Annotated in this window: 22 protein-coding genes and 1 rRNA gene; 13 read left to right on the forward strand and 10 right to left on the reverse strand. The window is 61.6% G+C overall.

The window, feature by feature from the left end:
• Positions 1-296: 296 nt before the first annotated feature.
• The 12 genes from rrf (at position 297) to ACP7B9_RS13590 (ending at position 12661) form a co-directional block, all read left to right on the forward strand.
• Positions 297-413, forward strand: a 5S ribosomal RNA gene (gene rrf, locus ACP7B9_RS13535).
• 277 nt (positions 414-690) lie between these two features.
• On the forward strand, positions 691-1179 hold the full coding sequence (locus ACP7B9_RS13540; RefSeq protein WP_425864178.1) for a hypothetical protein: 489 nt from the start codon (positions 691-693) through the stop codon (positions 1177-1179).
• Between the two features lie 104 nt (positions 1180-1283).
• Positions 1284-3599: a hypothetical protein gene (locus ACP7B9_RS13545; protein ID WP_425864180.1), complete on the forward strand. Its 2316-nt coding sequence runs from the start codon at positions 1284-1286 to the stop codon at positions 3597-3599.
• Positions 3589-4599, forward strand: coding sequence for an HAD-IIA family hydrolase (locus ACP7B9_RS13550; protein WP_425864182.1), 1011 nt, complete (start codon positions 3589-3591; stop codon positions 4597-4599). Before ACP7B9_RS13545 ends, ACP7B9_RS13550 begins: the two co-directional genes overlap by 11 nt.
• On the forward strand, positions 4596-4802 hold the full coding sequence (locus tag ACP7B9_RS13555) for a hypothetical protein (RefSeq protein ID WP_425864184.1): 207 nt from the start codon (positions 4596-4598) through the stop codon (positions 4800-4802). The genes ACP7B9_RS13550 and ACP7B9_RS13555 overlap by 4 nt, the downstream gene beginning before the upstream one ends.
• A complete protein-coding gene (locus ACP7B9_RS13560) occupies positions 4799-5623 on the forward strand; it encodes a TlyA family RNA methyltransferase (protein ID WP_425864185.1) in 825 nt (274 codons plus the stop codon). The genes ACP7B9_RS13555 and ACP7B9_RS13560 overlap by 4 nt, the downstream gene beginning before the upstream one ends.
• A gap of 89 nt (positions 5624-5712) precedes the next feature.
• Positions 5713-6789, forward strand: coding sequence for an NAD kinase (locus ACP7B9_RS13565; protein WP_425864187.1), 1077 nt, complete (start codon positions 5713-5715; stop codon positions 6787-6789).
• Positions 6786-8513: a DNA repair protein RecN gene (recN, locus tag ACP7B9_RS13570; protein WP_425864189.1), complete on the forward strand. Its 1728-nt coding sequence runs from the start codon at positions 6786-6788 to the stop codon at positions 8511-8513. The genes ACP7B9_RS13565 and recN overlap by 4 nt, the downstream gene beginning before the upstream one ends.
• A 59-nt stretch (positions 8514-8572) precedes the next feature.
• Positions 8573-10279 carry a CTP synthase gene (locus ACP7B9_RS13575; RefSeq protein ID WP_425864190.1) on the forward strand — a complete coding sequence of 569 codons (1707 nt, stop codon included), beginning with the start codon at positions 8573-8575 and terminating at the stop codon, positions 10277-10279.
• Between the two features lie 60 nt (positions 10280-10339).
• Positions 10340-10972, forward strand: a complete 633-nt coding sequence (locus tag ACP7B9_RS13580) for an NUDIX domain-containing protein (RefSeq protein ID WP_425864421.1) — start codon at positions 10340-10342, stop codon at positions 10970-10972.
• Positions 10969-11946, forward strand: a complete 978-nt coding sequence (xerD, locus tag ACP7B9_RS13585; RefSeq protein ID WP_425864192.1) for a site-specific tyrosine recombinase XerD — start codon at positions 10969-10971, stop codon at positions 11944-11946. Before ACP7B9_RS13580 ends, xerD begins: the two co-directional genes overlap by 4 nt.
• Before the next feature lie 202 nt (positions 11947-12148).
• Positions 12149-12661, forward strand: a complete 513-nt coding sequence (locus tag ACP7B9_RS13590) for an 8-oxo-dGTP diphosphatase (RefSeq protein WP_425864194.1) — start codon at positions 12149-12151, stop codon at positions 12659-12661.
• Here the strand turns inward: ACP7B9_RS13590 and ACP7B9_RS13595 are convergent.
• The 5 genes from ACP7B9_RS13595 to ACP7B9_RS13615 all read right to left on the reverse strand — a co-directional run bounded on the left by ACP7B9_RS13595 (position 12658) and on the right by ACP7B9_RS13615 (position 17507).
• A complete protein-coding gene (locus tag ACP7B9_RS13595) occupies positions 12658-12987 on the reverse strand; it encodes a cupin domain-containing protein (RefSeq protein WP_425864196.1) in 330 nt (109 codons plus the stop codon). The two genes, ACP7B9_RS13590 and ACP7B9_RS13595, sit on opposite strands and share 4 nt — an antisense overlap.
• A gap of 181 nt (positions 12988-13168) precedes the next feature.
• Positions 13169-14308 (reverse strand): bifunctional 2-methylcitrate synthase/citrate synthase, encoded by a 1140-nt coding sequence (locus ACP7B9_RS13600; RefSeq protein WP_425864198.1) that lies wholly within the window; start codon positions 14306-14308, stop codon positions 13169-13171.
• Positions 14309-14365: 57 nt separating this feature from the next.
• The gene (gene prpB / locus ACP7B9_RS13605; protein WP_425864200.1) at positions 14366-15295 is read right to left on the reverse strand and encodes a methylisocitrate lyase; all 930 of its coding nucleotides are present in this window, start codon (positions 15293-15295) and stop codon (positions 14366-14368) included.
• 1 nt (position 15296) lies between these two features.
• On the reverse strand, positions 15297-16817 hold the full coding sequence (locus ACP7B9_RS13610; RefSeq protein WP_425864201.1) for an MmgE/PrpD family protein: 1521 nt from the start codon (positions 16815-16817) through the stop codon (positions 15297-15299).
• 54 nt (positions 16818-16871) lie between these two features.
• Positions 16872-17507 (reverse strand): GntR family transcriptional regulator, encoded by a 636-nt coding sequence (locus ACP7B9_RS13615; protein WP_425864202.1) that lies wholly within the window; start codon positions 17505-17507, stop codon positions 16872-16874.
• A gap of 221 nt (positions 17508-17728) precedes the next feature.
• Here ACP7B9_RS13615 and ACP7B9_RS13620 point away from each other — a divergent pair, with 221 nt between their 5' ends.
• Positions 17729-19633, forward strand: a complete 1905-nt coding sequence (locus ACP7B9_RS13620; protein ID WP_425864204.1) for a propionyl-CoA synthetase — start codon at positions 17729-17731, stop codon at positions 19631-19633.
• 80 nt (positions 19634-19713) lie between these two features.
• On the opposite strand, the gene ACP7B9_RS13625 is transcribed toward ACP7B9_RS13620, so the two are convergent.
• From ACP7B9_RS13625 to ACP7B9_RS13645, 5 genes are all read right to left on the reverse strand, one after another.
• Entirely contained in the window at positions 19714-20997 is a 1284-nt protein-coding gene (locus tag ACP7B9_RS13625) for a dicarboxylate/amino acid:cation symporter (protein ID WP_425864206.1), read from the reverse strand.
• Positions 20998-21152: 155 nt separating this feature from the next.
• Positions 21153-23009, reverse strand: a complete 1857-nt coding sequence (locus ACP7B9_RS13630) for an IucA/IucC family protein (protein ID WP_425864208.1) — start codon at positions 23007-23009, stop codon at positions 21153-21155.
• Entirely contained in the window at positions 23006-23566 is a 561-nt protein-coding gene (locus ACP7B9_RS13635; RefSeq protein WP_425864210.1) for a GNAT family N-acetyltransferase, read from the reverse strand. Before ACP7B9_RS13635 ends, ACP7B9_RS13630 begins: the two co-directional genes overlap by 4 nt.
• Positions 23563-24903, reverse strand: coding sequence for a lysine N(6)-hydroxylase/L-ornithine N(5)-oxygenase family protein (locus ACP7B9_RS13640; protein ID WP_425864212.1), 1341 nt, complete (start codon positions 24901-24903; stop codon positions 23563-23565). The genes ACP7B9_RS13635 and ACP7B9_RS13640 overlap by 4 nt, the downstream gene beginning before the upstream one ends.
• Positions 24900-26465, reverse strand: coding sequence for a pyridoxal phosphate-dependent decarboxylase family protein (locus tag ACP7B9_RS13645; protein ID WP_425864214.1), 1566 nt, complete (start codon positions 26463-26465; stop codon positions 24900-24902). Before ACP7B9_RS13645 ends, ACP7B9_RS13640 begins: the two co-directional genes overlap by 4 nt.
• Positions 26466-26592 lie beyond the last annotated feature (127 nt).

Raw genomic sequence — 26592 nt, forward strand, 5'->3', positions numbered from 1 at the left:
CGAGGACTAAAGACTCGTGAAGCTGACCGGTACTAATAGGCCGATAACTTACACAACACACATTTTTATAAAGCATAAATTGCTCGCGTTCACTATGTGGTTCCCAACCAACAAACCCAAACGGTTTGTAACGTTGAAACCAAAAAGCAAGACACCCCTACCGGTATCTTGACCAGGAACATTCCTGGTCAAACACTCACGGGAATGTCTTGTATAATAAAATACTGTTGTTCATCACAGAACACCCAACAAGCCACCCAACCACAAGCGCAAGCTCACTGGTATGGGGAACGAGTTACGGTGGTCATAGCGTGGGGGAAACGCCCGGTCCCATTCCGAACCCGGAAGCTAAGACCCACAGCGCCGATGGTACTGCATTCGTGAGGATGTGGGAGAGTAGGACACCGCCGGACAACACGTAACAAAGGTCGAGGCCCCACACCAACTACTTGGTGCGGGGCCTCCCTTCACTTAACAACACCAACAGACCGGCCGCCGACCAGGCGGCCGGCGCTGTTTAAAGAACCCCTGACGCGGGTGCCGGCCACCAACCCCACACCGCCAGCTAGAGCGTAAAAGTCCAGCGATCATGTGAGGAATCTCATTTCGTGGAGACCGATGATGTAGGTGATACATCTGGCGGGCCTCCGGGGAGGGCCATCTGACTTCGTTCGGGAGTAAGGTTGGCGGATGCAGAATCTTTTTTCCCATGCCCATGAGCCGGACTACGTGTCTCCTTCCGAGGCTAAGCCGTACGAGGGCTCTGTGGTCATCGAGGTTCCCCTGGATCCGGCCTTTGACGGCTTCACTGATGCAGTTCACCTCTGGTGGCCCGTGGCAGAACTAAGTGTGTTTGGTGAAGGTAGTCATATTGCGATCCTTCGCGATCATCTGGTGGAAGAGTCTGAGGATGGTGAAGAGATTGTTTGGGCTGACATTCAGGAGTGGGACTCTCCTGAATTCATCAAATTCCGGTGGACTTTGGGCCAAGAAGAATTTGGAACTTCCGAGGTTGACATCCGTTTTGAGCCATCAGAGGCCGGAATGACCCGCATGACAATCAGTTGTGAGCAAATAACGGGCTCAGAAAGTGACTCGGACAACGTGTTTGTTTGTGATTGGTCACTCATCTTGTCCAGATACGCCAGATTCATGGGTGGAGCCGCCAAGCTCGACTAGACTGGTAGATGGACCAATGGGTCCAGAGATTTTTCAAAGATCATCATAAGTGAAGAGCGGCTGTTACTGTGCCAGTTAGTGCGCTCGAAGGTTTAGGAGTCGGCATGGCTGAGCATTACGAAGGTAAGCGCGAGGATAATTCTCGCGGACGCGACAACAAGGGTGGAAACGACCGCCCTTACACGGAACGTCCCCCCACAAACGACCGCCAGCAGGCGCGTCCTTACTCTGATCGTCCGGCGCGCTCTTTTGGTGACCGCGACAACCGCGGCGCACAGGGTGGACGCCCGACCGGTGACCGCGATTCACGTCCTTCTTATGGAAATCGCGACGATCGTCCCGCACGCTCTGGTGGTGACCGTCCCGCATTCGGAGACCGCAACAACCGTGGCGCGGACCGCCCCATGGTCAACGGACGCCGCGAAGACCGCAAGCCGTTCGGTGATCGCGACAACCGCGGTGGCCAGGGTGGACGCCCGTCCGGAGATCGCCCGTCATTTGGCGACCGCCCCTCACGAAGCAACGACCGTCCTTCCTATGGTTCACGCGATGACCGCGGCGCACAGGGTGGACGTCCGACCGGAGATCGCCCGTCGTACGGCGACCGCCCCGCACGAAGCAACGACCGTCCTTCCTATGGTTCACGCGATGACCGTGGCGCACAGGGTGGACGTCCGACCGGAGATCGCCCGTCATATGGCGACCGTCCGGCACGCACCGGCGGAGACCGTCCCTATGGCAACCGTGAAGACCGTGGCCAGGGTGGCCGCCCGTCTGGCGACCGTCCTTCCTATGGCTCACGCGATGACCGCGGTGCACAGGGTGGACGTCCGTCCGGCGATCGCCCGTCGTACGGCGACCGTCCCGCACGCCCGAGCGGCGACCGTCCTTCCTACGGTTCACGCGATGACCGCGGCGCTCAGGGTGGCCGTTCATTCGGTGACCGCGACGCACGTCCGGCACGCAGCAACGATCGCCCGTCGTACGGTGATCGTCCCGCACGCCCGAGCGGCGATCGTCCTTCCTATGGTTCACGCGATGACCGCGGTGCTCAGGGTGGCCGTTCATTCGGTGACCGCGACTCACGTCCGGCACGCAGCAACGATCGCCCGTCCTACGGTGACCGTCCGGCACGTACCGGTGGCGACCGTCCCTACGGTGACCGTCCCGCCCGCAGTAACGACCGTCCTTCCTATGGTTCACGTGACGACCGTGGTGCTCAGGGTGGCCGCCCGTCCGGCGATCGCCCGTCCTACGGTTCACGCGATGACCGCGGCGCTCAGGGTGGCCGTTCATTCGGTGATCGTGACGCACGTCCGGCACGTAGCAACGATCGCCCGTCCTACGGTGACCGTCCTGCACGCAGCAATGACCGTCCCAGCTTTGGTGGCCGCGATGACCGTAGCTCCAGCACGGGTCCCCGCACGGCTCCGGAGCGTAACGCTGCCGATCTGCGCAGCTCCAACCGCCCCGATCGTGAGCGTTCACCGGAAATTGATCCCGATGTAACCGGTCAGGAGCTGGACAAGGTAACCCGCGCCCAGCTGCGTATCTTGGACGAACGCAACAACGAGTGGGTTTCAAAGCACCTCGTCATGGCCGGCCGCTTGATCGACTTCGTACCCGAGGTAGCTTTCGAGCACGCACTGGCTGCAAGCCGTCGCGGTGGCCGTCTGGCCTGTGTCCGTGAAGCAGTTGCCATGACGGCCTACGCCGCCGGCAAGTACGGCGAGGCACTTCGTGAACTCCGCACCTACCGCCGTATCAGCGGTTCCAACGCTCACCTGCCCCTCATGGCAGATTGCGAACGCGGCCTAGGCCGTCCGGACCGTGCACTTGATCTGATCAAGTCAGAGGATGCCTCAACACTTGACACCGCTGGCAAGGTTGAATTGGCCATCGTCGAATCAGGCGCCCGTGGCGACCTGGGCGAGATGGATGCGGCACTGTCCGCACTCGAGATCCCGCAGTTGGACATCAACCGCGCCTTCTCCTTCAGCCCGCGCCTGTTCCGTGCTTACGGCATGGTTCTGCGCGCTGCAGGCCGCAAGGATGAGGCTAAGACCTGGGAGCACCAGGCATTGGTGGCCGAGGAAGCCTTGGGTATCGATGAGGGCACCGATCAGATCATCATGGATCTCGGCGACGACGAGGACATTCCCCTGGATGCACCGCGTGTTCGCGTTTCCGATGTCATGGCCGCACCTGTTGCGCCCGTGATGAACGACGACGACACCAAGGCAGCTGCCGAACTCACCTCCGGCGATGCCAAGGATGAGGACGAGACGAACGAGGACGACGCCGAGTCTTCCTACTTCGAATCCGATGATGCCGAGTCCGACGAAGACAGTGACGAAGAAGAAGAGTCCAACTCCTCGGAAGACGAGGAATCGGACCAGCACAATCACAGTGACAACTAAAACGTTGCTGTCTGATTTTGACGCGGTACTGGCGGACCTGGACGGCGTAGTTTATGCCGGTCCCAACGCCATTCCCGGTGCGATCGAGGCATTGACCGCCCTTGCGGGCGTCAATGTGAAGCTGGCGTACGTGACGAATAACGCCTCACGTACGCCAGCGCAGGTCGCAGCACACCTGCGTGAACTGGGCGCCCCGGCCGACGACGACCAAGTTGTCAGCTCTGCCCAGGCGGGTGCTGCCTTGTTGGCTCAGAAGTTCCCTGAAGGCACGAAGGTGCTTGTCACCGGCAGTACCGCGCTGGCGCAGGAAGTTCAGGCCTTGGGCATGAAGGTTGTCGAAAGCGCCCTTGATGCCCCGGATGTTGTCATCCAGGGTTTCGAACCGACGCTTGGCTGGGCTGATCTGGCTGAGGCCTCGTACGCCATCAATGCCGGGGCTCTCTGGATTGCCACCAACACGGACATGACAATTCCTCGTGACCGTGGGATCGCCCCCGGAAACGGGAGCCTTGTCGCGGTGGTTCGTGCCGCCGTCGCACATGATCCTTTGGTGGCTGGCAAGCCTGAGGCGCCGTTGTTCCACACTGCGGCCAACCGCCTCGGGGCGAGCGCCCCGTTGGTTGTTGGCGACCGTTTGGACACCGACATCCTTGGCGGCAACAATGCCGGGATGGCCACTGCCTTGGTCCTGACCGGGGTGGATTCCGGTGAAACCGCGCTGCGTGCCTGCACGGCGGAGCGTCCGGGATTCATTATCCCCACGCTGCCGGACCTGTTCAAGCCATATCCTGTGATTACGTACGACGGCGCCAAGGTCACCTGTGGTGCCGCTGCCGCGACTGTCGAGCTCAATGCTGCGGGGGAGTCAACGGTGCACATCGCCGGAACCCCGGAGGACGTTGACTCCTGGCGTGCGGCCTGTGCCGCATGGTGGGCCGTAGTCCCCGAAAGCATGAGCGCCACGAATCCCCTTCTTAGCTGGGGTTCCACGCTGCCATGAGCTTTCCACGTGAGCCCGGGGCAGGGACCGAAACGTCCCTGCCTACGGGCGATCATGCCGTCGATGCCTTGATCACGATGGCTGCTCAGAGCGCCCAACTGCCGGCCGATGAGCACAAGGCCCTTTATTCTTCTGTCATTGCTGGGCTCGAACAAGAGCTCAACACCGACCCCCAAACGCACTTGAGCGGAGCCGCATCATGACCCGTCTTGACCAGGAACTCGTTAACCGAGGGCTGGCGCGTTCACGCACGGTCGCGGCAACCTTTATCAAGGCTGGCCGCGTCACCGTCGCCGGAAACCCCACCACCAAGTCCGCCCTCCCCGTCGATGCCGACAGTGTTCTCGAGGTGCTTCCCGGACACGAAGAGGACTACGTCTCGCGCGCCGGGCACAAACTTGCTGGCGCACTTGACTACTTTTCTCAGGTCACCGTGGCAGGAAAACGCTGCCTCGACGCCGGCGCCTCAACCGGCGGATTCACCGACGTCTTGCTACGCAGGGGAGCGGTCAGCGTTGCCGCCGTCGACGTGGGACACGATCAATTGGTCGACTCTCTGCGCAACGACCCGCGGGTAGAGGTCCACGAGGGCCTCAATATCCGATTTATGCAGCCCGGCGATGTGGGCGCTCTCGCCGACCTCACCGTCTGCGACCTTTCTTTTATTTCCCTGACCAAGGTCATGGCTCCGTTGACCCTCTCCACCAAGCCCGGCGGGGAACTGCTGCTCATGGTGAAGCCACAATTTGAGGTGGGCAAGAACAATTTGGCCCGGACCGGTGTGGTGAGTAGCGAGAATGAACGACGCCGGGCCGTCGCGCTGGTGGCCCATTCCGCGGTTGCCAACGGCCTCTCCTTGGACGGGATTGGGACCAGCTCCCTGCCTGGCCAGGAGGGAAACGTGGAGTATTTCCTGCTCGCTACCCGGACTGTGTCAGCCCCTGCGCATAAGATCAAAGGGCAGGATGGCATAGAAGGACAGGACCGCGCGGTGGACAAGCTCTTGGCTCAACTCTGGCCTTAAGCTTGCATGGGGGCGTCCCGCCATGATGTCCTGCTAGCGGCGGATCAGCTTCCGGCAGGTTCGCAACCAACATGATGAGGAAACAGCACATGACACGGCGCGTCTTGATTCTGGCCCACACCGGCCGTGAAGAATCGATGCTTGCAGCCCTTGAGGCATGCGTTGAGCTTCATGCCAACAACATCGTTCCCGTCATGTACGCCGAGGAATTGGCTGATATGACCGGATACCTGGGCGTCTCCGGCGTGAAAATGGAGATCCTGGGCCGGGACGTCACACTGGCGGACATTGAGCTGGTTATGGTGCTCGGCGGTGACGGCACCATCCTGCGGGCTGCCGAGCTTGTTCGTGAATATGATGTTCCGCTGCTTGGTGTGAACCTCGGCCATGTGGGATTCCTCGCGGAAAGCGAACGCGAGGAGCTCATCCAAACCGTGGCCGCCGTGGTTCAGCGCAAATATTCCGTTGAGGAACGCATGTGCCTTGACGTAGTTGTGAAGGTTGCCGGCAAAGTTGTGGCCCACACCTGGGCGCTCAATGAAGTGGCCCTGGAAAAAGGCAACCGCGAACGCATGATCGAGGTTGTCACCGAAGTTGACGGTCGCCCGCTGACCTCCTTCGGCTGCGACGGCGTCGTCATGGCCACCCCCACCGGGTCCACCGCTTATGCATTTTCCGCCGGCGGCCCCGTGGTGTGGCCCGGTGTTGAGGCCCTGCTCATGGTTCCCATCAGCGCTCATGCACTGTTTGCCAAGCCACTAGTCGTCTCGCCCTCATCCACACTTGCCGTTGAAGTACTCAGCCGCAATGGCGCCTATGGTGTCATCTGGTGTGATGGTCGGCGCACGGTTGACCTGCTGCCGGGTTCCCGCATCGAGGTCACCCGTTCCAGTAAGCCGGTTAACCTTGCCAGGACGCAGCAATCACCGTTTTCCGAGCGATTGGTGCGGAAATTTGAGCTGCCCGTGCAAGGCTGGAGGGGACCGGCGGAAGAAGTGTCGCAGACGCCCACCACCCAGCTTCCCATTATCAAGACAACCAGGCCCAAGACCTCTCTCGAAGGGCCACCTACGGGGCCGGTTCCGCCCGTGCCCGATCTGACCGTCCCGCCGCACGAAAGTACCTACTCCGGCACCACCGGCTTTTATGGGGAGGACCGCACATGATCGAAGAAATACGCATCCGCGACTTGGGCGTCATCTCCGAATCCACGCTTCCGCTGGGCCCCGGCCTCAGCGTCGTCAGCGGTGAAACTGGCGCCGGTAAGACCATGGTGGTCACCGCCGTCGGACTTTTGCTGGGAAACCGGGCAGACGCCGGGTCCGTGCGCAACGGTGCCAAGAGCGCGTCCGCGGAGGCAACGCTGACATTGCCGAAGGGTCACCCCGCTCTGCTGAGAGCTGTGGAAGCCGGTGCGGACATTGATGAGTTCGACGGCGGTGCGCAACTCATTCTGGCCCGCACCGTCAGCGCCGATGGCCGCAGCCGTGCCCATGTTGGTGGGCGCAGTGCTCCCATTGGTGTGCTCAACGAGTTGGGTGAAGCCCTGGTTGCCGTGCACGGGCAGTCGGACCAGATCCGGCTCAAGAATCCCTCGGCCCAGCGTGCCGCCTTGGACAAGTTTGCCGCCGAAGCCAACAAGGGGTTCGCCGCCAAACTAGCTACGTACAGAAGTGTCTTTGAACGGTGGCGTGCCGTTCAGGCCGAGCTTGCCGAACTGCGATCCGCAAGCCGGGAACGGTTGCGAGAGGCGGATTCGCTGACAACCGCGTTGGCCGAGATCGACGCCGTCGCACCCCTATCAGCCGAGGACGAGCTCCTCAAGGCGCAGGCGGTCAAGCTGGGCAATGTCGAGGAACTGCGCAAGGCAACGCTCGGCGCCCACGAGGCCCTGAGTGCTGCAGACTATGGCGATGGCGTGGATGCCGCCGGCCTTGTCGACACCGCCAAACGGCTGGTGGAGAGCGTCGCGGATGCCGATGAGGAGTTGACGCAGACCACCAAACGACTCTCCGAGGTTGGCTATCTTCTGGCCGACATCGCCAGGGACCTTGCCAGCTACGCAACTTCGCTGGATACCGACGGCCCCGGACGGCTGGCCGAGGTTGAGGACCGCCGCGGCGAGCTGGCCGTCTTGGTACGCAAGTACGCCCCCAGCATCGACGAGGTCATCGAGTGGGCCGACGCCGCCCGGGTGCGCCTAAGTGAATTGAGTGATGATTCAGGGCGGATCGAATCGCTCGAGGCCGAGGAGCTCGCTGCCCTGGCCGAATTAGGGGTCCTGGCTGCCGAGGTTACCGCCATGCGCCGCAAGGCTGCCGACAAGCTTGCAAAGGCTGTCAGCGACGAGCTCAAAGCCCTGGCCATGCCTGACGCCAAGTTGGTCATTGAGATCAACACGGCAGATCGCAGCATTCACGGCGAGGACGACATCGCCTTCCTGCTGGCACCCCACGCCGGCGCCTCGCCCCGGCCGCTGGGCAAGGGTGCTTCTGGCGGTGAGCTCTCCAGGGTGATGCTGGCGCTGGAAGTTGTGCTGGCCGCCGTCGACCCCGTCCCAACCTTTGTGTTCGACGAAGTGGACTCTGGCGTGGGTGGCAAGGCTGCAGTGGAAATTGGCCGACGCCTAGCCATGCTTGCCGAGCATGTGCAGGTTCTGGTGGTGACGCACTTGCCCCAAGTTGCGGCCTTTGCCGATCAGCACATCCTTGTGACCAAGAGTTCTGTGAGTAAAAACTCAACAGGAATAACCACCAGCAATGTGCGGCTTTTGACCTACGAGGAACGGGTCGTGGAACTGGCTCGAATGCTGGCAGGGCAGGAGGATTCCGCGACAGCGCAGGCTCACGCCAAGGAATTGTTGGCTCAGGCTGTTCGTCCTCAACGATAGTTTTCGCAGTGGTCCGGCATAATTTAAGTCCTGAGCAGGAAGCAATATCGGCTCATTAGATGATAGGCTCGAATTCCGTGGTGCAACGATCAAATTCCCGGTTCAGTGGTCAGTCCAAGACGACCAAACACATCTTCGTCACCGGCGGTGTCGCGTCCTCGCTCGGTAAGGGTCTGACGGCTTCCAGCCTCGGTCACCTGCTGCGTGCACGCGGCCTCTCGGTCACAATGCAAAAGCTCGATCCCTATCTCAACGTGGATCCTGGCACAATGAATCCCTTCCAGCACGGTGAAGTCTTCGTCACTGACGATGGCGCCGAAACCGACCTGGACATTGGCCATTACGAGCGCTTCCTCGACGAAAATCTGGAAGGCTCCGCCAACGTAACAACCGGCCAGGTGTACTCCACGGTTATCGCCAAGGAACGCCGCGGCGAATACTTGGGTGACACTGTGCAGGTCATCCCGCACATCACCGATGAAATCAAGCGCCGCATGCGCCTGCCCGCCGAGGGCGAGAACGCACCCGACGTCATCATCACCGAAATTGGTGGCACCGTCGGTGACATCGAGTCCCAGCCGTTCATGGAGTCCGCACGTCAGGTGCGCCAGGACGTGGGCCGTAACAACGTGTTCTTCGCTCACGTTTCACTGGTTCCCTACATTGGCCCGTCCCAAGAACTGAAGACCAAGCCCACTCAGCACTCCGTTGCTGCGTTGCGCTCCTTGGGCATTCAGCCGGACGCCATCATCCTGCGTTCGGATCGGGTTCTGCCCGAGGCCATGATGGCCAAGATCGGCCGTGCCTGCGACGTTGATGTTGAGGCTGTCATCGGCTGCCCCGACGCGCCGAGCATCTACGACATCCCCAAGACCCTGCACGCCCAGGGCCTGGATTCCTACATTGTGCGTGCGCTCGGCCTCTCCTTCAAGGACGTCGACTGGACCAAGTGGGACAAGCTCCTCGAGGTTGTCCACAATCCGGCGCACCACGTTGAAGTTGCCCTTGTTGGCAAGTACATCGATCTGCCAGATGCCTACCTCTCGGTCACCGAGGCCCTGCGCGCCGGCGGTTTCGCCAACGCTACCCGGGTCAAGATCCGCTGGGTACCGTCGGACGAGTGCGCAACAGAAGCAGGCGCCAAGAAGTCGCTGGCTGACGTTGACGCCATCTGCGTTCCCGGTGGCTTCGGTATTCGCGGACTCGAAGGCAAGCTGGGCGCCCTGAAGTTCGCCCGCGAAAACCAGATCCCCACACTGGGACTGTGCCTCGGCCTGCAGACCATGGTCATCGAATATGCCCGCAACGTTGTTGGTTTGGAAGGCGCGTCCTCCTCGGAGTTCGACGACAACCCCACCTACCCCGTCATCGCCACGATGGAAGAGCAGCAGGACATCGTTGACGGCAAGGGCGATCTTGGCGGCACCATGCGTCTGGGTCTCTACCCGGCAGTTCTGGACGCGGGCTCGGTTATCGCGAAAACGTACGGCACCACGGACGTTTCCGAACGCCACCGTCACCGCTACGAGGTAAACAACAAGTACCGCGATCAGATCGCAGCAGCAGGCTTGGTCTTCTCGGGTACCTCACCCGATGGCAAGCTGGTTGAATTTGTTGAGCTTCCCGCCGACGTCCACCCGTACTACGTCTCCACCCAGGCGCACCCCGAACTGAGCTCGCGCCCCACCCGGCCGCACCCGCTCTTTGCCGGTCTGATTGCCGCGGCTCTGGATCGTCAGAACGCAACCCGCCTGCTGGAGGTCTAAGTGACGAGCCTTGGTACGCCGCCCGCCGGACAGGGAACTGCACCAATTGACTCACCGGCCGTGATTGCCGACGAGGAAAGCTTGCGGATCCTGCATTCGCAGTGCACGGTGTACCAAGGCCGTATCTGGGACGTTGTCTCAGACACCTTTTCGCTCACCAGCGACTCCACGCCACTGACCCGGGATTATATTGACCATCCCGGGGCAGTAGCGGTGGTTGTTCTCAACGAACAAAACCAGGTGCTCCTGCTCCGGCAGTACCGCCACCCCGTCCAGATGAACCTGTGGGAAATTCCGGCAGGCCTGCTGGACGTTGAAGGCGAAGATTTTGTTGTTGGTGCCGCACGGGAATTGGCTGAGGAAGCCGACCTCGTGGCCGCCCAATGGGACGTCCTGACGGACTTCTTCAATTCCCCCGGATCCTCCAGCGAAGCCATCAGGATCTATTTGGCCCGCCAAATCTCTTTGGTTCCCGAAGATCAGCGGCATGTGCGGACCGAGGAAGAAGCCGAGATTCAATTCGCCTGGGTTGACCTAGACGAAGCAGCCTCAGCCGTGTTGGCCGGGCGCATTCACAACCCGTCCGCCGTCGTCGGCATTCTGGCAGCAGCCCAGGCGGTCCGCACCGACTTCGCCGATCTGCGCCCCGGCAATACCCCCTGGCCCGAACACCCTTCCAACCGCCAGCGGTGACCTCCGCAGCAACGTCAGCCACGCCGTCCACGACGTCCACACCCGTGGGGCGTGCCATTGCGGACTATTTGCTGCACATGGGCGTTGAACGCGGGCTTGCCGCCAACACCTTGCAGGCTTATCGCCGCGATCTGTTGCGCTACGAAAAATTCCTCACGGCGGCCAACGTCACCTCGCCGGCCGGCATTACTCGGCACCACGTCAGCGACTTCGCCCAAGCCCTGTCCGACGGCGCCGACGGAGGTTCGGTCCTTAGCTTGCGTTCCATGGCACGCACCGTTGTCGCCGTGCGGGGACTCCATAAATTCTGGGCATTGGAAGGCGTCAGCGACGCCGACCCTGCCGCCGACGTACACCCACCCCAAGCCGGCCGGCGCCTGCCCAAGGCCATCAGCGTTCACGATGTGTCACGCATTCTCGAAGCGGCCGGCAATGACACGCCCACCGGCTTGCGGGATGCTGCCATGCTGGAATTCCTATACTCCACCGGTGCGCGCATCAGTGAGGCCGTTGGCCTAGACGTGGACGATTTGGTCTTGCCCGACCCCACGCAGGACGGACCGTCCCTGGTACGCCTCTTTGGCAAAGGTTCCAAGGAACGGATCGTCCCGATTGGCTCCTACGCCCTGCGGGCGCTTGACGCTTACCTAGTCAGGGGCAGGCCGGCGCTCGTGACCAAGGGCGGTGGAACCCCGGCCCTGTTCTTGAATGCCCGTGGTGGCAGGATCAGCCGCCAGAGTGTCTGGACCATCCTGAAAAGTGTTGCCGAACATGCCAAGGTCGATGTGGAGGTTTCCCCGCACACCCTGCGCCACTCCTTCGCCACGCATCTGCTGGAAGGCGGCGCCGATGTTCGCGTAGTCCAGGAACTGCTGGGTCACGCCTCGGTCACCACCACACAGGTCTACACCCTGGTCACGGCCGATACCCTGCGCGAGGTCTACGCGGCCTCGCATCCCCGCGCCCTTGGCTAACGTCCCCTCCAAACTGCCCCGCAGTAGTGGTCAGGTGAACGCGGAACGTGATGGCCTCCTCAACGTTGGAGCGGCCCGCTTCCAAGATCGCCTTGATGCTCTGGGAAAGTATGTGAGCTGGAGACGGTGCTGACCGTGGTGGGCTTCGGCATGGCTGCGCTCATCTGGCGGTTCGTCCAAGAGTGGGACGTATGCTGAAGGAATGAGCGCACCCGTTACCCTGTGTTTCCTTCTCCGCACCAACGATGGCCATGAGCAGGTGTTGCTGGGGCTAAAAAAGACCGGGTTCGGTGCTGGCAAGATCGTAGGCATCGGCGGTCACGTGGAGCAGGGCGAGAGCGTGGTTGAGGCGATCTGCCGTGAGGTGGCTGAGGAAAGCAGCCTCACGGTGGAGGCCATGGACCTCATTCCCGCAGGCACCGTCGAATTTGTGTTCCCTGCCCAACCCGCATTGGACATGTTCACCACCGTTTTCCTGTGCCGGCGATTCTCCGGCGTTGCCACAGAAAGCGACGAGATCGCCCCACAGTGGCACGACGTCGAACAACTTCCCCACGAAGCCATGTGGGCCGATGCCGTTCACTGGCTGCCGGAATTCCTCACGGGCTGGCGTGGCCATTGGCGGGTTGTGCTCAATGATGACAATGAAACGGTCGCCTCAAGCACCCGAACTCCGGCCAATGTGCCTAGCCTCGTTGAAAACTTCGGTAGTTAGGGCTTCGCCACCGTCAACAGGAACGCCGAGTCTTCCACGGCATCGACACGGTGGCGGGCCAGCGGCACCACCAGATGGTCGCCGGGGGAGCCCTCCCACTGAACCTCGCCACACTTGAGAAGTATCCGGCCACTGAGGACCTGGATTGTCGCCTCACCCGGGTTGTCGTGGTCATCGAGGGACGAGCCCGCTGTCAGGGCAACAACCGTCTGCCGCAGGATCCGCTCATGACCGCCAAAGACCGTTCGGGCGCTGCGGCCACTGCTCTTGGTCTTGGCGGAGGCCATAAGTTCCCGGGCCAGGGCTGTCAGGGATGATTTTTCCACGATGCTCCTTCTAGCGGTTGCAGGTACGTTTCTTCACAGTACCGCCAACTACGCAGGAAGTGACCGAGCGTTTGGGAAAACAGCCCCGCTAATGAGCGAGGGTTTGCCTGGAACGAACGGGAGGCCACCTTTCAGCAAAGGTGACCTCCCGCCGTCGTTCCCTAGGCGCTGCCAGGAACGGCTAGCTTACGTGGCGCTCGTCAACGCCGTTGTAGGCGCTGAGCGGGCGGATGAGCGCATTGGTGGCGCGCTGCTCCATGATGTGTGCCGTCCAGCCCGTGATGCGGGCAGCGATGAAGATGGGCGTGAACATGTCGGTGTCGAAACCCATCAGGTGGTACGTGGGGCCGGCGGGGTAATCGAGGTTCGGCTTGATTTGCTTGGCCTCTTCCATGGCCTGCTCCAGACCGTCATACAGGCCCATCATTTCCGGGCGGTTGTAATGGGCGATCATCTTCTCCAGCGCACCCTTCATGGTGGGCACGCGGGAATCACCATGCTTATAGACGCGGTGGCCGAAGCCCATGACCTTCTTTTTGGCGGCCAGGGCCTCCTCCATCCAGGCCTTGGCGCGGGCGGCGGCCTCTTCGCGGGACTCGTCGGCCCGGATGCCGATCTCGGTGAAGGTGTGCATAACGGCTTCGTTGGCACCGCCATGGAGCGGGCCCTTCAACGCGCCGATGGCAGCGGTGACGGCCGAGTGCAGGTCCGAGAGCGTTGAGGTGACGACCCTGGCAGTAAATGTTGAGGCGTTGAAGGAGTGCTCCGCGTACAACACCATGGAGACACGGAAGGCGTCAACAACCTCGGGCGCAGCTTCCTCGCCAAACGTCATCCACAGGAAGTTCGCCGAGTAGTCCAGATCCGCACGGGGTTCCACCAAGGCCAGGGAACGACGGCGGCGTTGGTCGTAGGCGACGACGGCCGGGAACTGCGCAAACAGGGACTTTGCCTTGTTGAGTTCTGCCTCCGGTGACGAGTCCTCGGCCAGGGGATGGGCCGCGCCAAGGACGGAAACCGCTGTGCGGCCAACGTCCATGGGGTGGCAGTCAAGCGGCAACAGATCGATTGCCGCCTTGATCATCGGATCCAATGAGCGGTTGGCCCGTTCAAAGGTTTCAAAGTCTGCCAGCTCCTCCGGCGTGGGCAGTTCACCGCTCCACAACAGCAGGGCCACTTCTTCAAAGGACTTGCTGGCTGCCAGCTCCTGCACCGGATAGCCGCGGTACAGCAGCGAGTTGGAGTCGGGATTGACCTTGGATACGGCCGTGTAATCGGCAACTACACCGGCAAGGCCCTTGCGTACGTCTTTGTCACTCACGGTGAGCACTCCTTCATCAAGACTTCTTGGAGTCTTCTTCAAACGGGTGGTGTTGAACTAGAGATTCGCGTTGTTAGTGGAAATGTCCAGGCTGGGGATCTGAAAGTTGAAGATGCCGGTGTCAAATTGGTTGTACGCCTCATAGTCAACCAGATCATAGAGCCGGGCGCGCGTGAGCATGTCGGGAACGGCGGCTTCCTGAGTGCCATCGGCAGAAATCGCATCAAGTACGCGCTCAGCTGCACCCATCGCGCTGCGTAACAACGTCACGGGGTAGATGATCATGGCGACACCGGCCGCTGCCAACGCGTCGCGCGTGAACAGCTCGCTCTTGCCAAACTCCGTCATGTTGGCCAACACGGGAACGTCCACGGCCTTGCACACGGCTTCAAACTCTGCCACGGACTTCATGGCTTCGGGGAAGATCGCGTCGGCGCCGGCGTCGACCAGGGCCTTGGCCCGGTCAATTGCGGCATCCAAGCCCTCAACAGCGCGGATGTCGGTGCGGGCCATGATCAAGAAGTTCTCATCTCGGCGGCTATCGGCGGCGGCGGCAATGCGCTTGACCGCCGTTTCCAGATCGACCATGTTCTTGCCATCGAGGTGGCCGCAGCGCTTGGGGTTGAACTGGTCCTCGATGTGGCAACCAGCTAGCCCGGCGTTTTCCAGTTCCTGAATGGTGCGGGCAACGTTCATGGGCTCACCAAAGCCGGTGTCGGCGTCGATCAGGCATGGCAGATCCGTCATGCGGGCAATCTGCCCACCGCGCGCCGCCACCTCGCTCAGCGTGGTCATGCCAATGTCGGGCAATCCCAGATCGTTGGCGAGGACAGCGCCGGAGATGTACACGCCGTCGAACTTCTTTTCCTCAATGAGGCGGGCCGAGAGCGGGTTGAAGGCACCCGGGAACTGTACGGCTGCGCCGGGAACCAGCATGGCGCGCAGATCACGGCGCTTCTGCTCGGGAGTCTTCTTCGAGTACAGCATGTTAGAACAGTCCCTTGGGGCCAGCTGCCAGATCCACGACGCCGGGAGCTGCCGTGATGTTGAGCTGGTTCAGTTCGCCTGCGGCCAGGTTGGGGAGGTTTTCTGCTGCCGCGATGAAGCGGTTGATTTCAGCTTCCTCGACCAGGCCGGTGGCCAGGGTGCGGAACTTGTTGATGTACTGCTCACGGGCGAACGGCCGGGCACCGAGCGGGTGAGCGTCGGCAACGGCGATGGAGTCGGTGATGAGCGTTCCGTCATTGAGTGTGATCTCCACGGAGCCACCGAAGGCCTTCTCGGCGATGTCCAGGGAGTGGTAGCGGCGCGTCCATTCGGCGTCCTCTTCCGTGGTGACCTTGTGCCACAGCTCCACAGTGTCGGGGCGGCCGGCACGCTCGGGGGAGTAGGAGTCAACGTGGTGCCACGCGCCATCCTGCAGGGCCACGGTGAAGATGTACGGGATGGAGTGGTCAAGGGTTTCCCGTGAGGCGGTGGGATCGTACTTCTGGGGATCGTTGGCGCCGGAGCCGATCACGTAGTGAGTGTGGTGGCTGGTCTTGATCAGCACGGACTTCACATTGGCCGGGTCGGTGGCCTCGGGGTGCTCGCCGTGGAGCTTGCGGGCTAGGTCGATCCACGCCTGCGCCTGGTACTCGGCGGAGTGTTCCTTCGTGTACGTGTCCATGATGGCGCGCTTGGCTTCGCCTGCAGCGGGGAGCGGCACGGTGTACTGGGCGTCGGCGCCGTCGAGCATCCAAGCGATGACACCGTCTTCGCCCTCGTAGATCGGCACGGGCGAGGTCTGTCCGCGCATGGCACGGTCGGCAGCTTCAACGGCCATCTTGCCGGCGAAGGCGGGGGCGTGTGCCTTCCAGGTGGAGATCTCGCCCTTGCGGGACTGGCGAGTGGCCGTCGTCGTATGCAGGCCCTGGCCAACAGCCTGGAAGATGGTCTCAACCTCAAGGTTCAGCAAGGTGCCGATGCCGGCGGCCGCCGACGGGCCGAGGTGGGCAACATGGTCAATCTTGTGCTTGTGCAAGCAGATGGCCTTCACAAGGTCCACCTGGATCTCGTAGCCGGTGGCGATGCCGCGGATCAAGTCAGCGCCTGAGGCTCCGGTGTGCTGGGCGACGGCCAGGATCGGGGGGATGTTGTCGCCCGGGTGAGAGTACTCGGCTGCGAGGAAGGTGTCGTGGTAGTCCAGTTCACGAACGGCAACGCCGTTGGCCCAGGCTGCCCACTCGGGGGAGACCTTCTCGGTAATGCCGAAGACGGAAGCGCCGGAGCCTCCAGTGGAGGGTGCGTGGGTCAGTGCCTGTGCGCGGGCCGCAACAATGGGGCCACGGTTCAGGGATGCGATAGCAACAGAGGCGTTATCGATGACACGGTTGATGATCATGTCGGTGACCTCAGCCGTCACTGCCACGGGATCGGCAGCCACGGTGGCGATCTTGTGAGCCAGCTGGTCCTCGCGGGCCAGGTTCTCGTCGCTCTTGTAAACGCGGACGTTGTGATCAATTGTCATGGTGTTCCTTTCGCAGGGTGATTCAAAAATGAGGGGGGGGGGAAGATTAGGAGTTTAGGAGGAGGTGCTCAGTAAGTGGCGCAGGCTGTTGTCCAGGTGGACGGTGGTGGCTGCGCTGGCCACGGTGGGGTTGCCGTTGGCGATGGCCAAGGCAATGGCAGCATGTTCCCTCGCCGCATCGCGGAGTCGGGCGGGGTTGTCCTTGCCGAGTCGGCGAACACGGACAAGATGTACGCGCAGGTTCTTCAGAGCTAGGTTGAGGTAGTGATTGCCGACGGCGGCATCGACAGCGCTGTCGAGCTCGCCTGCCAATTCGTAGTAGTCCGTGCGGGCGGGGTCCTGGACCGTAATCAGCTCACCGGCGTGGGTGAGCTTTTCATGCAGGTCAAGGAAGACGTCCGGGTTACGCCGTTGTGCAGCAAGTTCGGCCGCCTTGCATTCCAGCGCTGTGCGGAGTTCAAAAAGTTCATCCAGATGGTCAAGGGAAATCTCACTGACCACCACGCCGCGGCCGCTTTGCGGTTCGGTCAGGCCCTCGGCGGTGAGCTTGGCAAGTGCTTCACGTATAGGGGTACGGGAGACACCCAGGCGTTCTGAGAGTTCAACCTCGCCCAAGACAGTCCCTGGGGTAAGGCGCCAGTTGATGATATCGCTGCGCAAGGTGACATAAGCGCGTTCGCTCGCTCTCATGATCCCTCCCTCGTCGTTGAATTGCAGGCTGTTCTAGATGTGACTGCATGTGCTCTACAGAACACAATACCCGTTTAGTGTATACAAACAACAGTTATTTTGGGCAATGTTTACAAAAATTCCCGGCGTTCGTCTATTTTCTGTATACATTGGGGCTTGTCATGGTGCTGAACGCGACGGTAGCATGGCTCACATCACATCAACGTGGATGGAGAACCACCATGGCATTGACTGCCGTTAGCTACCGGGATGAATACCAGCGCAGCATGAGCGATCCGGACGGGTTCTGGCTCGAAGCCGCGCAAGCTGTTGATTGGGCTGTCGCGCCGAAGCAGGCGCACAACAAGGAACAGGCCCCACAGGGCCGTTGGTTCGCCGATGGTGAACTCAACACCTGCTACAACGCCCTTGACCGTCATGTAGCGGCAGGACGTGGACAGCAGCCCGCCCTGATTCATGATTCCGCGATGCAAGGCACGCAGCGAGCCTATTCATACGCAGAGCTAACAAAGCTTGTAGCCAGCTTCGCCGGAGTGCTTCGTGCCCAGGGAGTGAGTAAGGGGGACAGAGTCCTGATCTACATGCCCATGATCCCCGAAGCCGCCATGGCCATGTTGGCAACGGCTCGCCTCGGCGCCATCCACTCCGTGGTGTTTGGTGGATTTGCCGCCAGTGAACTTGCCGTGCGCATTCAAGACGCCGCACCCACAGTTATTGTCACCACCTCCGGAGGCTTGGAGCCCAACCGTCTAGTTGAATACCTGCCCACCGTCGCAGAAGCCCTGACCAAGGCCGGTGTTCCCGAACTGCCAGTGATCATCAAACACCGCGACGGCTTCACCGCCGATCCGCAGGCCCTCGGCCTGAATTGGGTGGATTGGGATGCTGCGCTCGCAGACGCCGAGCCCGCGGAACCGGTGACAGTCAAGGCGGGCGATCCGCTGTACATCCTCTACACCTCAGGAACCACCGGGGCACCCAAGGGCGTGGTCCGGGACAACGGGGGTCACGCCGTCGCACTTCTGTGGACCATGGCCAATCATTACGACATCGGCCCGGGCGACGTGTGGTGGACGGCGTCGGACGTTGGCTGGGTGGTGGGGCATTCCTACATTGTGTATGGGCCGCTGCTGGCCGGGGCTACGACCGTGATGTATGAGGGCAAGCCCGTGGGTACCCCGGACGCCGGCGCGTTTTGGCGCGTCATCGAGCAGCACAAGGTCAAGGCGTTGTTCACGGCGCCCACGGCGCTGCGGGCCATTCGCAAGATGGATCCGGAGGCGGAACTGCTCAAGAAGTACGACGTCGGCAGCCTCCAAACGCTGTTCACCGCCGGTGAGCGGCTGGACACCGATACGTACCATTGGGCCGGCAAGGTGCTCGGGGTGCCGGTGGTTGATCACTGGTGGCAGACCGAAACTGGTTGGGCCATCGTTGGTAATCCGCGCGGGCTCGAGCCGCTGCCGTTGAAGGCCGGCTCACCCACGGTGCCGATGCCTGGGTTTGATCTGCGGATCGTGGACGGCATGGGTGTTGACGTGGCGACTGGGGAGGAAGGCAACATTGTGCTGAGCCTGCCGCTGCCGCCCGGAACGCTGCCAACGCTGTGGAACGATGACCAGCGTTTCATCGATTCGTACTTGAGCGCGTTCGAGGGCTTTTACGTCACGGGCGACTCTGGCTACCAGGATGAAGATGGCTATGTCTTTGTCATGGGCCGCACCGACGATGTCATCAATGTGGCCGGCCACAGGCTCTCCACGGGTGCCATCGAGCAGGTGATCGGCACCCACCCGGCCGTGGCGGAATGTGCCGTCATTGGTATCGCTGATGCGCTCAAGGGGCAAAAAGCCGTGGGTTATGTGGTGCTTAAATCCGGTGTGACCCTGGCGCCAGAGGAGCTGCAATCGGAGTTAGTGGCCTTGGTGCGGCGCGAGATTGGGCCTGTGGCCGATTTCAAGAACGCCACCGTGGTGGACGCCTTGCCCAAGACCCGCTCAGGGAAGATCCTACGCAAGACCATGCGCCAGATTGCCGACGGCGACGATTACACGGTGCCCTCTACCATCGAGGACCCGGCCGTGATCGATGCGCTCATCCCCGCCCTGACAGGGACTCAGCCTTAACCCCCGCGAACGTACACTTGATGCCGATGACACAGCGTGTCATCGGCATCAAGTGTACGTTCGCGGGGGTAGATCAGACGTTACTGGGCCAAGGTATGCGAGGCAGTCTGGCTGCCCTCGCCCGGCTCAACCGTCTCGTCCGCCGGGTCCTGCGGCTGCGAGCCGAGTTTGCCACGCGTGAGCTTGTTCATGATCAGGGCGAGCGCGCCATCGCCGGTCACATTGGTTGCCGTGCCGAAGCTGTCGAGGGCGATGTATGCGGCGAACATGAGCCCCACCTCTACCTCGCCGAAGCCGAGCATCTGCACGAGCAGGCCCGCTGCTGCGGCGATCGCACCGCCGGGAACGCCGGGGGCGGCGATCATCATGACGCCGAGCATCAGGATGAACGGCCAGTAGGCACCGAACGACACGTCACCGCCGGTGAGCAGCAGCACCGCGATGGAGAAACAGGTGATCTTGACCATCGAACCCGACAGGTGGATTGTGGCGCACAGGGGGATCACGAAGCCTGCGACCGAGTCGGAGACGCCGTTCTTCTTGGTCGACGCGAGTGTCACAGGGATGGTTGCGGCCGACGATGACGTGCCGAGTGCCGTGAAGTACGCATCGCGCATGTTCCACAATGCCTTCAAAGGATTGATGCCCGACATGGCGCCGGCCAGGGAGTACTGCAGAAGCAGCACAACGAAGGTCAAAGCAAAGGACACGACGGCGACGAGCAGGAATTTCGTCACGACTGTCACGGCAGAGCCGCTGGCCGAGAGGTCCATGAAGATGCCGAAGATGAAAAGCGGCAGCGCCGGCACGATGATGCGCCGGATCACGGCCTCAATGATGGTGCGGAACTCGACAGCTCCGCGAAAGAGTACCTTGCTGCGGAATGCCGTCAATCCGATGCCGAGGATAAAGGCGAGCACGAGTGCGCTCATGACGTCGATGACGGGTGCGAGCACGATCTCAGTCGCCGAATCGCCAGCGCTGGCGACGACGGAGACGAAGGGGCTGAATCCTGAGCCGGATTCCTCTCCGAAGGCTTCCAGGCCACCTCCCGACAGCGGTGACGTGAACAGCCAGCGGCTCACAAAGTAAGCGAGCAATCCGGCGAGAATGGTTGAGCCGTAGGCGATCAAGGCCGTGACGCCCAGCCATTTCCCGGCGCCCTTGCCGAGTTCGGCGATGGCGGGCATGACAAGACCCAGGATGATCAGCGGCACGACAAAGCTCAGGAAGCCCGAAAAAATTGAATTGTAGGTGAGAAATACGCTGCCGAGCCAGATGGGCATCACCGGTCCGGTCAGAATGCCAACAACGATGGCGACGATGATCCAGCCGAGCAGCGGGATCGATTTAAGCAGCTTCATGGGGACCTCAAGATCACAGAATTGGGAGCGCACGTCGTTGTGCGCTGGATTGTGGCGCGAAACACGCCTCAGCAATAGTAGACGGGACGGGCCGATCCTTGAAATCCGGGGCCGCCCCGGGAACAGGGATATCTGCTCCCGGGGTGCGGCGGGTGTTACCGGAAAGCCGCCAACGGGTTAGCAAGCTTGCCGGCCATCTGAAGCCCGCCGGACGGGTCGTCCAGATCAAGCATGTTCTTGTTGTTGCGCAACTGCAGCCGGTTCAGGCACGAGAGGTCGAATTCGTCGGCAAAGAGGTCATGCCGGGCAAACGCCTCGGCCAATTCCGGATGGTCTCCTTGGTAGCCATGCACGACGGCGGCCACCGTGCCCCAGAATTCGTCTTCGCTGAGCGCGCCATCCTCCACGAGTATGGTCGCCAGGAAACGGAAGATGCAGTCAAAGACGTCGGTGAAAACGGCTAAGACCCTTTCGCCCTCCGGAATGGCCACCTTGATCCGGGACACCTCGGCGGGGACTTCGACGCCGTCGCCCATGAGGGCGATCTCCTCGCCGATGTCCTTCATGATGGTCCGCACGGGCACGCCGTGCTCCAATACGAGGATGACGTTTTCCCCGTGCGGCATGAAGGCGAGCTCGTAGCGGAACAGGCAGTGCACGACGGGCACGAGATAAGCATGCAGGTACCTGCGGAGCCATTCCGTCGCACCCAAGCCGGAGCGGCGGATCAGTTCCGCGGCGAAAGGGACACCGGCACTGTCAACATGCAGCAGCGAGGCCATGGTCGCCAGTTGCTGCCCGGGGCGCAGGAGCGGCAGCGGGCTTTCCCGCCACAGTGCGGAGAGCATCTGCCGGTAGGGCGAACCTTTCACGGAGGCCGCCTCGAAATAAGCGTTGTGGTAACCCAGGGCGGCCTTCTCCTTGAGCATGGCCAAGCCATGGTGTTGCAAGGTCGCATCCGCCCCGATCAGGGTGAACAGCCAGTCGTTGATGGCCGGGGTGGCCTTCATGTACTGCGGGGACAGCCCCCGCATGAAGCCCATGTTCAGCACGGACAAAGCCGTCTTGACGTAGCAGCGTTCCGGCGCGGTCGTGTTGAAAAACGTTCTGATGGATTGCTGGGCCTGATAGCGGTCGCTGCCACGCCCCAGCGGGACGAGGTGGCGCAGGGCGATTTCGGCGGCAAAGGTGACGGCGAGTTTGTTCTCCCACTGCCAAGGATGAACCGGCATCAGCAGGTAGTCCTGAGGGTTCAGGCCGAACTCTGTCAGCTCAGCGTCAAAGCCGGCGAGTGCGGTGGCACCGAGCTCGGTCTCGAGATGAGCGTGGTAATCGAGCCCCTCACTGGCGGAGAACACGGCCTTGGATCTGTGGACGGCAAGCCACTGGAGCTGCACCGGGGCACCTGCCTCCGGTGCGAAGGCGCGGTAGTCGGTGCTGCCGAAGCCCATCCGGCCGTTGTTGGCCACAAAACATGGGTGCCCCTCGGTCATGGCCATTTCAATCATCTGGAAGTCGGCCGCCGGGGTGACGCCGGCGCTGACTCCCTTGGCCAGCTCGGCCGAATGCGGGTGGTCAGCCAGCTGTTTGAATGCGTGGCTGGCAAGGGTGCTGCTGATCTCCTCGAGGTAGAGGGGGAGTAGCTCCGGGCGGATTCCCAAGGTGCCGCGGAACTCGGAGATGAAGTCAAGGACGTCCAGGGGAAGCCCTTGTGGTGGCGCGGTGCCATCGCTGCACCGGGTCCGGTGGATGGATGCGCCGTCGATGGCCCAGTGATCCAGCTGGAGCAGCCGGGCCGTGAAGCGGTACTGGATCACGCCGTCGTCGCTGGCCAGCCGGTAGCTATTCTTGCCTGTCGGAATCGGGGTGAGCAGCCGTTCGTGGGCGAACTCCGACAACGCTTTTCGGAGAACGTGTCGATTGGCTATGGCCCAGCCCTCGGGAGTTAGATGGGCTACGGTCTGGCCAGCATGGCTGGCCTCAATCAGTGTGGCAGTCAGTGTTTCAGTCATTGGGTGGCTCCTCCGGAAGCGATCTGGGTTGCCAACAGGAACGCGGCGTCATGGAAATTTTCTCGGGTGCACAGGCTCAGCCACGCGTCCTTGTCCGGCAGTCGAAGCAAGGCATGTTTCTCAAAGCCGAGGCGGGCATTGAGGCTGTGGATCTTGTGGTTGGCCGCGTCTGGTTCCACCACCACGCGCTTCACTGCGGGATCGGCGAAGAGCCGCTCAAGCACGGCGGACATAACTGCCGTGGTGAATCCCTGCCGGGGCTGAAGCGGGGGAGCCACGAGCAGGTGCATGCCAATGTCGCCAACCTCTGCCTCATAGAGCCCATGGAGAGGCGACCGGGTGGGGTCGTAGCGTTCCATGAGGAACACGGGATTCTCGTCCTCCAGCCCTAGGATGGCCGTGTGGTGGCCTGAGCCCTGAATCTTTTCGTATTCTGCGCGCACCTCGGCCAGGGTCGTGGACTGCATTCCCCAGAAGCGTGCGTAGTCCTGGCTCACCCAGGAGTGCAGTAGTGCGGCGTCAGCGGCGGGATCCACCGGCCGGAATTTGAACCTCATGCTGGCACCGCTGTTCGTTGCGGCACACCAAAGTGTTGGAAGGCGATGCTGCGCTCCACCGGGTAGACCTCCCGGCCGGTGATTTCCCTGATGATGCAGGAATTGCGGTAAGCAGCCATGCCTAGATCCGGGGTGACGAAGCCGTGGGTGTGGAGTTCGGCATTTTGGACAAAGATGTCCTCGGCCGCTGCGCCGATGCCGTAGTTTCGTCCGACATCGAAACGCCCGGCCGCGTCGCGGCGAATCCGCCCGGAAATGCCGGTAAGGAAGATCGGTTCTCGGTAGGTGTAGCCCGTGGCCAGGACCAAAGCGGCGCTCTCGAAGCTGAAGTTCTCGTCTAGTTCCTGGTGCGTGAAGTCCAGCCGGTGCGTGCCATTGACAGGATCGTAGGCACCTCCGGAGAGGGCGGCGTGCGTCAGCAGGGACGTGCGGACCGGGCCGGTCACTCCCTTGGTGTACAGCATTTCGTGAATGGCATTGATCAATTCCGCGTCGATGCCCTTGTAAAGGTTCTTCTGGCTGGCGTTCAACTTGTCCCGGGTCTGCGCCGGCAGGGCATGGAAGTAGTCCACATATTCCGGCGAGGTCATTTCCAGGGTCAACTTGCTGTATTCGAGCGGGAAGAACCGCCCTGAACGGGTTACCCAATTCAGCTGGTAGCCGTGGACATCGATCTCACCCAGCAGGTCGTAGTAGATCTCGGCTGCGCTTTGCCCGCTACCCACAATGGTGATGCTGGGCTGACGCACTAGTTCGTCGCGCCGGGCCAAATAGTCGCAGTTGTGCAGCACCAGCCCTCCGTCTGTGAGTAGCTCGGCGCTGGCGGCAGGGATGTGGGGTGAGGTGCCCGTGCCGAGCACCAGATGTCTCGCCCTGACTACCTCCGGCCCGGCTGGACCGGTGGAGTGCAGTTCATAGACGCCGTCGGTGAAGGTGATCTGCTGAACGGTGACGCCAAAGCGAACGTTGGGAAGCTGAGCGGCGACCCACTGGCAATACTGGTTGTATTCGGCCCGTAGCGGGTAAAACGTCTCACGAATATAGAACGGGTAGAGCCGGCCGGTCTTTTTGAGGTAATTCAGGAACGAATAGGGCGATGTCGGGTCTGCCAGGGTGACGAGATCGGCCATGAAGGGCACCTGCAGATGCGCCGATTCCAGCATCATGCCCGGGTGCCAGTCGAATCCGCTACGTTGCTCCAAAAACACGGCGTCCAGGCCCTCTACTGGTGCGGCGAGGGCGGCCAAGCCCAAGTTGAAGGGCCCGACGCCGATCCCGGCAATGTCGTAAATGCGATGGGACTCCGTGGTTCCCGAATTGGATTTTTCGGTGCTCATGCTGCGCCTCCTGCGGTGGTTCCGGCGCTGCGCAGGGACTCGCCGGTGTGACGCAGCAGCTCGATGATCTGTTGCAAATCTTCCAACGTCGTTCCGGCGTTGAGGAGGGTGAACTTCAAGAAGTGGTGGCCGTCCACCTTGGTTCCTGCCACCACCGCCTCCCCGGACGCGAAAACGGCTGAGCGGATCAGCGGGTTCAGCGCGTCGGCGTCGGCCTCGGAGATACCGGCCGGCTTGTAGCGGAAGACCAGCGTGCTCAGCGTAGGACTGACGGCCAACTCAAAGTCCGGGTGCGCATCCAGCGCCTCGCCTGCGCTTGCGGCCAGATCAATCACCTCATCGAAGAGGGCACCCACACCATTGGCCCCCATGGTGCGCAAGGTTAGCCAAAGTTTGAGCGCATCAAAGCGCCGCGTGGTTTGGATGCTCTTGTCAACCTGATTGGGAACATTGGCCTTGGCCGCGCTTTCCGGGTTGAGGTAGTCGGCGTAGTACGTGACATGACCAAGATTGGCGCGCTGACGGACCAGTAAGGCGCTGGAGCTGATGGGCTGGAAAAACGTCTTGTGGTAGTCAATCGTGACGGAGTCGGCCAAGCCAATCCCGTCCAAGAGGTGCCGATATCGGGAGGAGGTAATGAGCCCTCCGCCATAAGCGGCATCAACATGGAACCAGCTGCCGTACGCCCGGCTGAGGGCCGCCACCTCACGAAGGGGGTCGATGCTTCCGAAATCGGTGGTTCCGGCCGTGGCAACGACGGCTAGCGGAATCAATCCTTCGGCCTGGCAAACGGCCAGTTCCCGGGCCAGCGCCGCCGGGTCCATGCGGCGGCTTGCATCGCACTCAATGTCGACGACGGCGTCATATCCCAGTCCCAGCATTGACGCCGACTTGCGGATGCTGAAATGGCTGGCACCGGAGGTGAAGATGCGAAGCCGCTCCAGCAGAGCTGGCAGGCGCAGCCCTGCGTTGGCAGGATCAAGGCGTAGGCATGCCACTGCGTGGTTCCGTGCGATCAGCATGGCCTGAAGATTGGACTGGGTGCCGCCACTTGTGAACACGCCGTCGCTGTCCGGGCCCAGGCCAAGCCGCTCGGTTGTCCAGTCGATCAGACGGCGCTCGATCATGGTTGCGCCGGCACTCTGATCCCACGTGTCTAGGGATGAATTCACGGCCGACAACACCGCCTCGCCCACCAGTGCGGGGATCACCACGGGACAGTTCAGGTGGGCCGCGTACTTGGTGTCGTGGAAGTAGATGGCGTCCTTGAGGTACAACGATTCGAGCTCAGTCAAAGCCGCGGCGGTATCTTCCAACGGTTGATCCAGATCGACGGCTTCAACCAAAGCGGAGAGCTCGGCTGGGGTGGCCCCGGTGAAGGGGCGCGTGGTGCGGGACACGGTGGTCGCCACCAAGTTCACGCCCTGCAGGACATCGGCGACATAGCGGGCGGAATTAGCCGAATTGAACAGGTAATTGCTGGCGGCCAGGGCCTCCTCTACGCCGGATCCAAAGGAGAGTTCAGTGATTGATGGGTCGTTTATTGTGTGCAGCGATGTCAAGAGGGGAATCCTTGCGTTCGGTAATACCCGGCAATAACCAAGCACAGCCTAACCTTACTTAGGCTTACCTTTACGTCAAGTTAATGTTTCGTAATTAGCGAAATATTCATTTCGGGGTTAGTGTTTC

It is taken from the genome of Arthrobacter sp. TWP1-1 (assembly GCF_049897845.1).
GTDB lineage: Bacteria > Actinomycetota > Actinomycetes > Actinomycetales > Micrococcaceae > Specibacter.

What these genes read in the sequence shown, in the direction of transcription:
- ACP7B9_RS13540 (WP_425864178.1), top strand. Translation starts at nt 691, where the DNA reads ATGCAGAATCTTTTTTCCCATGCCCATGAGCCGGACTACGTGTCTCCT.
- ACP7B9_RS13545 (WP_425864180.1), top strand. Translation starts at nt 1,284, where the DNA reads ATGGCTGAGCATTACGAAGGTAAGCGCGAGGATAATTCTCGCGGACGC.
- ACP7B9_RS13555 (WP_425864184.1), top strand. Translation starts at nt 4,596, where the DNA reads ATGAGCTTTCCACGTGAGCCCGGGGCAGGGACCGAAACGTCCCTGCCT.
- ACP7B9_RS13560 (WP_425864185.1), top strand. Translation starts at nt 4,799, where the DNA reads ATGACCCGTCTTGACCAGGAACTCGTTAACCGAGGGCTGGCGCGTTCA.
- ACP7B9_RS13565 (WP_425864187.1), top strand. Translation starts at nt 5,713, where the DNA reads ATGACACGGCGCGTCTTGATTCTGGCCCACACCGGCCGTGAAGAATCG.
- recN (WP_425864189.1), top strand. Translation starts at nt 6,786, where the DNA reads ATGATCGAAGAAATACGCATCCGCGACTTGGGCGTCATCTCCGAATCC.
- ACP7B9_RS13575 (WP_425864190.1), top strand. Translation starts at nt 8,573, where the DNA reads ATGATAGGCTCGAATTCCGTGGTGCAACGATCAAATTCCCGGTTCAGT.
- ACP7B9_RS13590 (WP_425864194.1), top strand. Translation starts at nt 12,149, where the DNA reads ATGAGCGCACCCGTTACCCTGTGTTTCCTTCTCCGCACCAACGATGGC.
- prpB (WP_425864200.1), bottom strand. Translation starts at nt 15,295, where the DNA reads ATGCTGTACTCGAAGAAGACTCCCGAGCAGAAGCGCCGTGATCTGCGC.
- ACP7B9_RS13610 (WP_425864201.1), bottom strand. Translation starts at nt 16,817, where the DNA reads ATGACAATTGATCACAACGTCCGCGTTTACAAGAGCGACGAGAACCTG.
- ACP7B9_RS13615 (WP_425864202.1), bottom strand. Translation starts at nt 17,507, where the DNA reads ATGAGAGCGAGCGAACGCGCTTATGTCACCTTGCGCAGCGATATCATC.
- ACP7B9_RS13620 (WP_425864204.1), top strand. Translation starts at nt 17,729, where the DNA reads ATGGCATTGACTGCCGTTAGCTACCGGGATGAATACCAGCGCAGCATG.
- ACP7B9_RS13625 (WP_425864206.1), bottom strand. Translation starts at nt 20,997, where the DNA reads ATGAAGCTGCTTAAATCGATCCCGCTGCTCGGCTGGATCATCGTCGCC.
- ACP7B9_RS13630 (WP_425864208.1), bottom strand. Translation starts at nt 23,009, where the DNA reads ATGACTGAAACACTGACTGCCACACTGATTGAGGCCAGCCATGCTGGC.
- ACP7B9_RS13635 (WP_425864210.1), bottom strand. Translation starts at nt 23,566, where the DNA reads ATGAGGTTCAAATTCCGGCCGGTGGATCCCGCCGCTGACGCCGCACTA.
- ACP7B9_RS13640 (WP_425864212.1), bottom strand. Translation starts at nt 24,903, where the DNA reads ATGAGCACCGAAAAATCCAATTCGGGAACCACGGAGTCCCATCGCATT.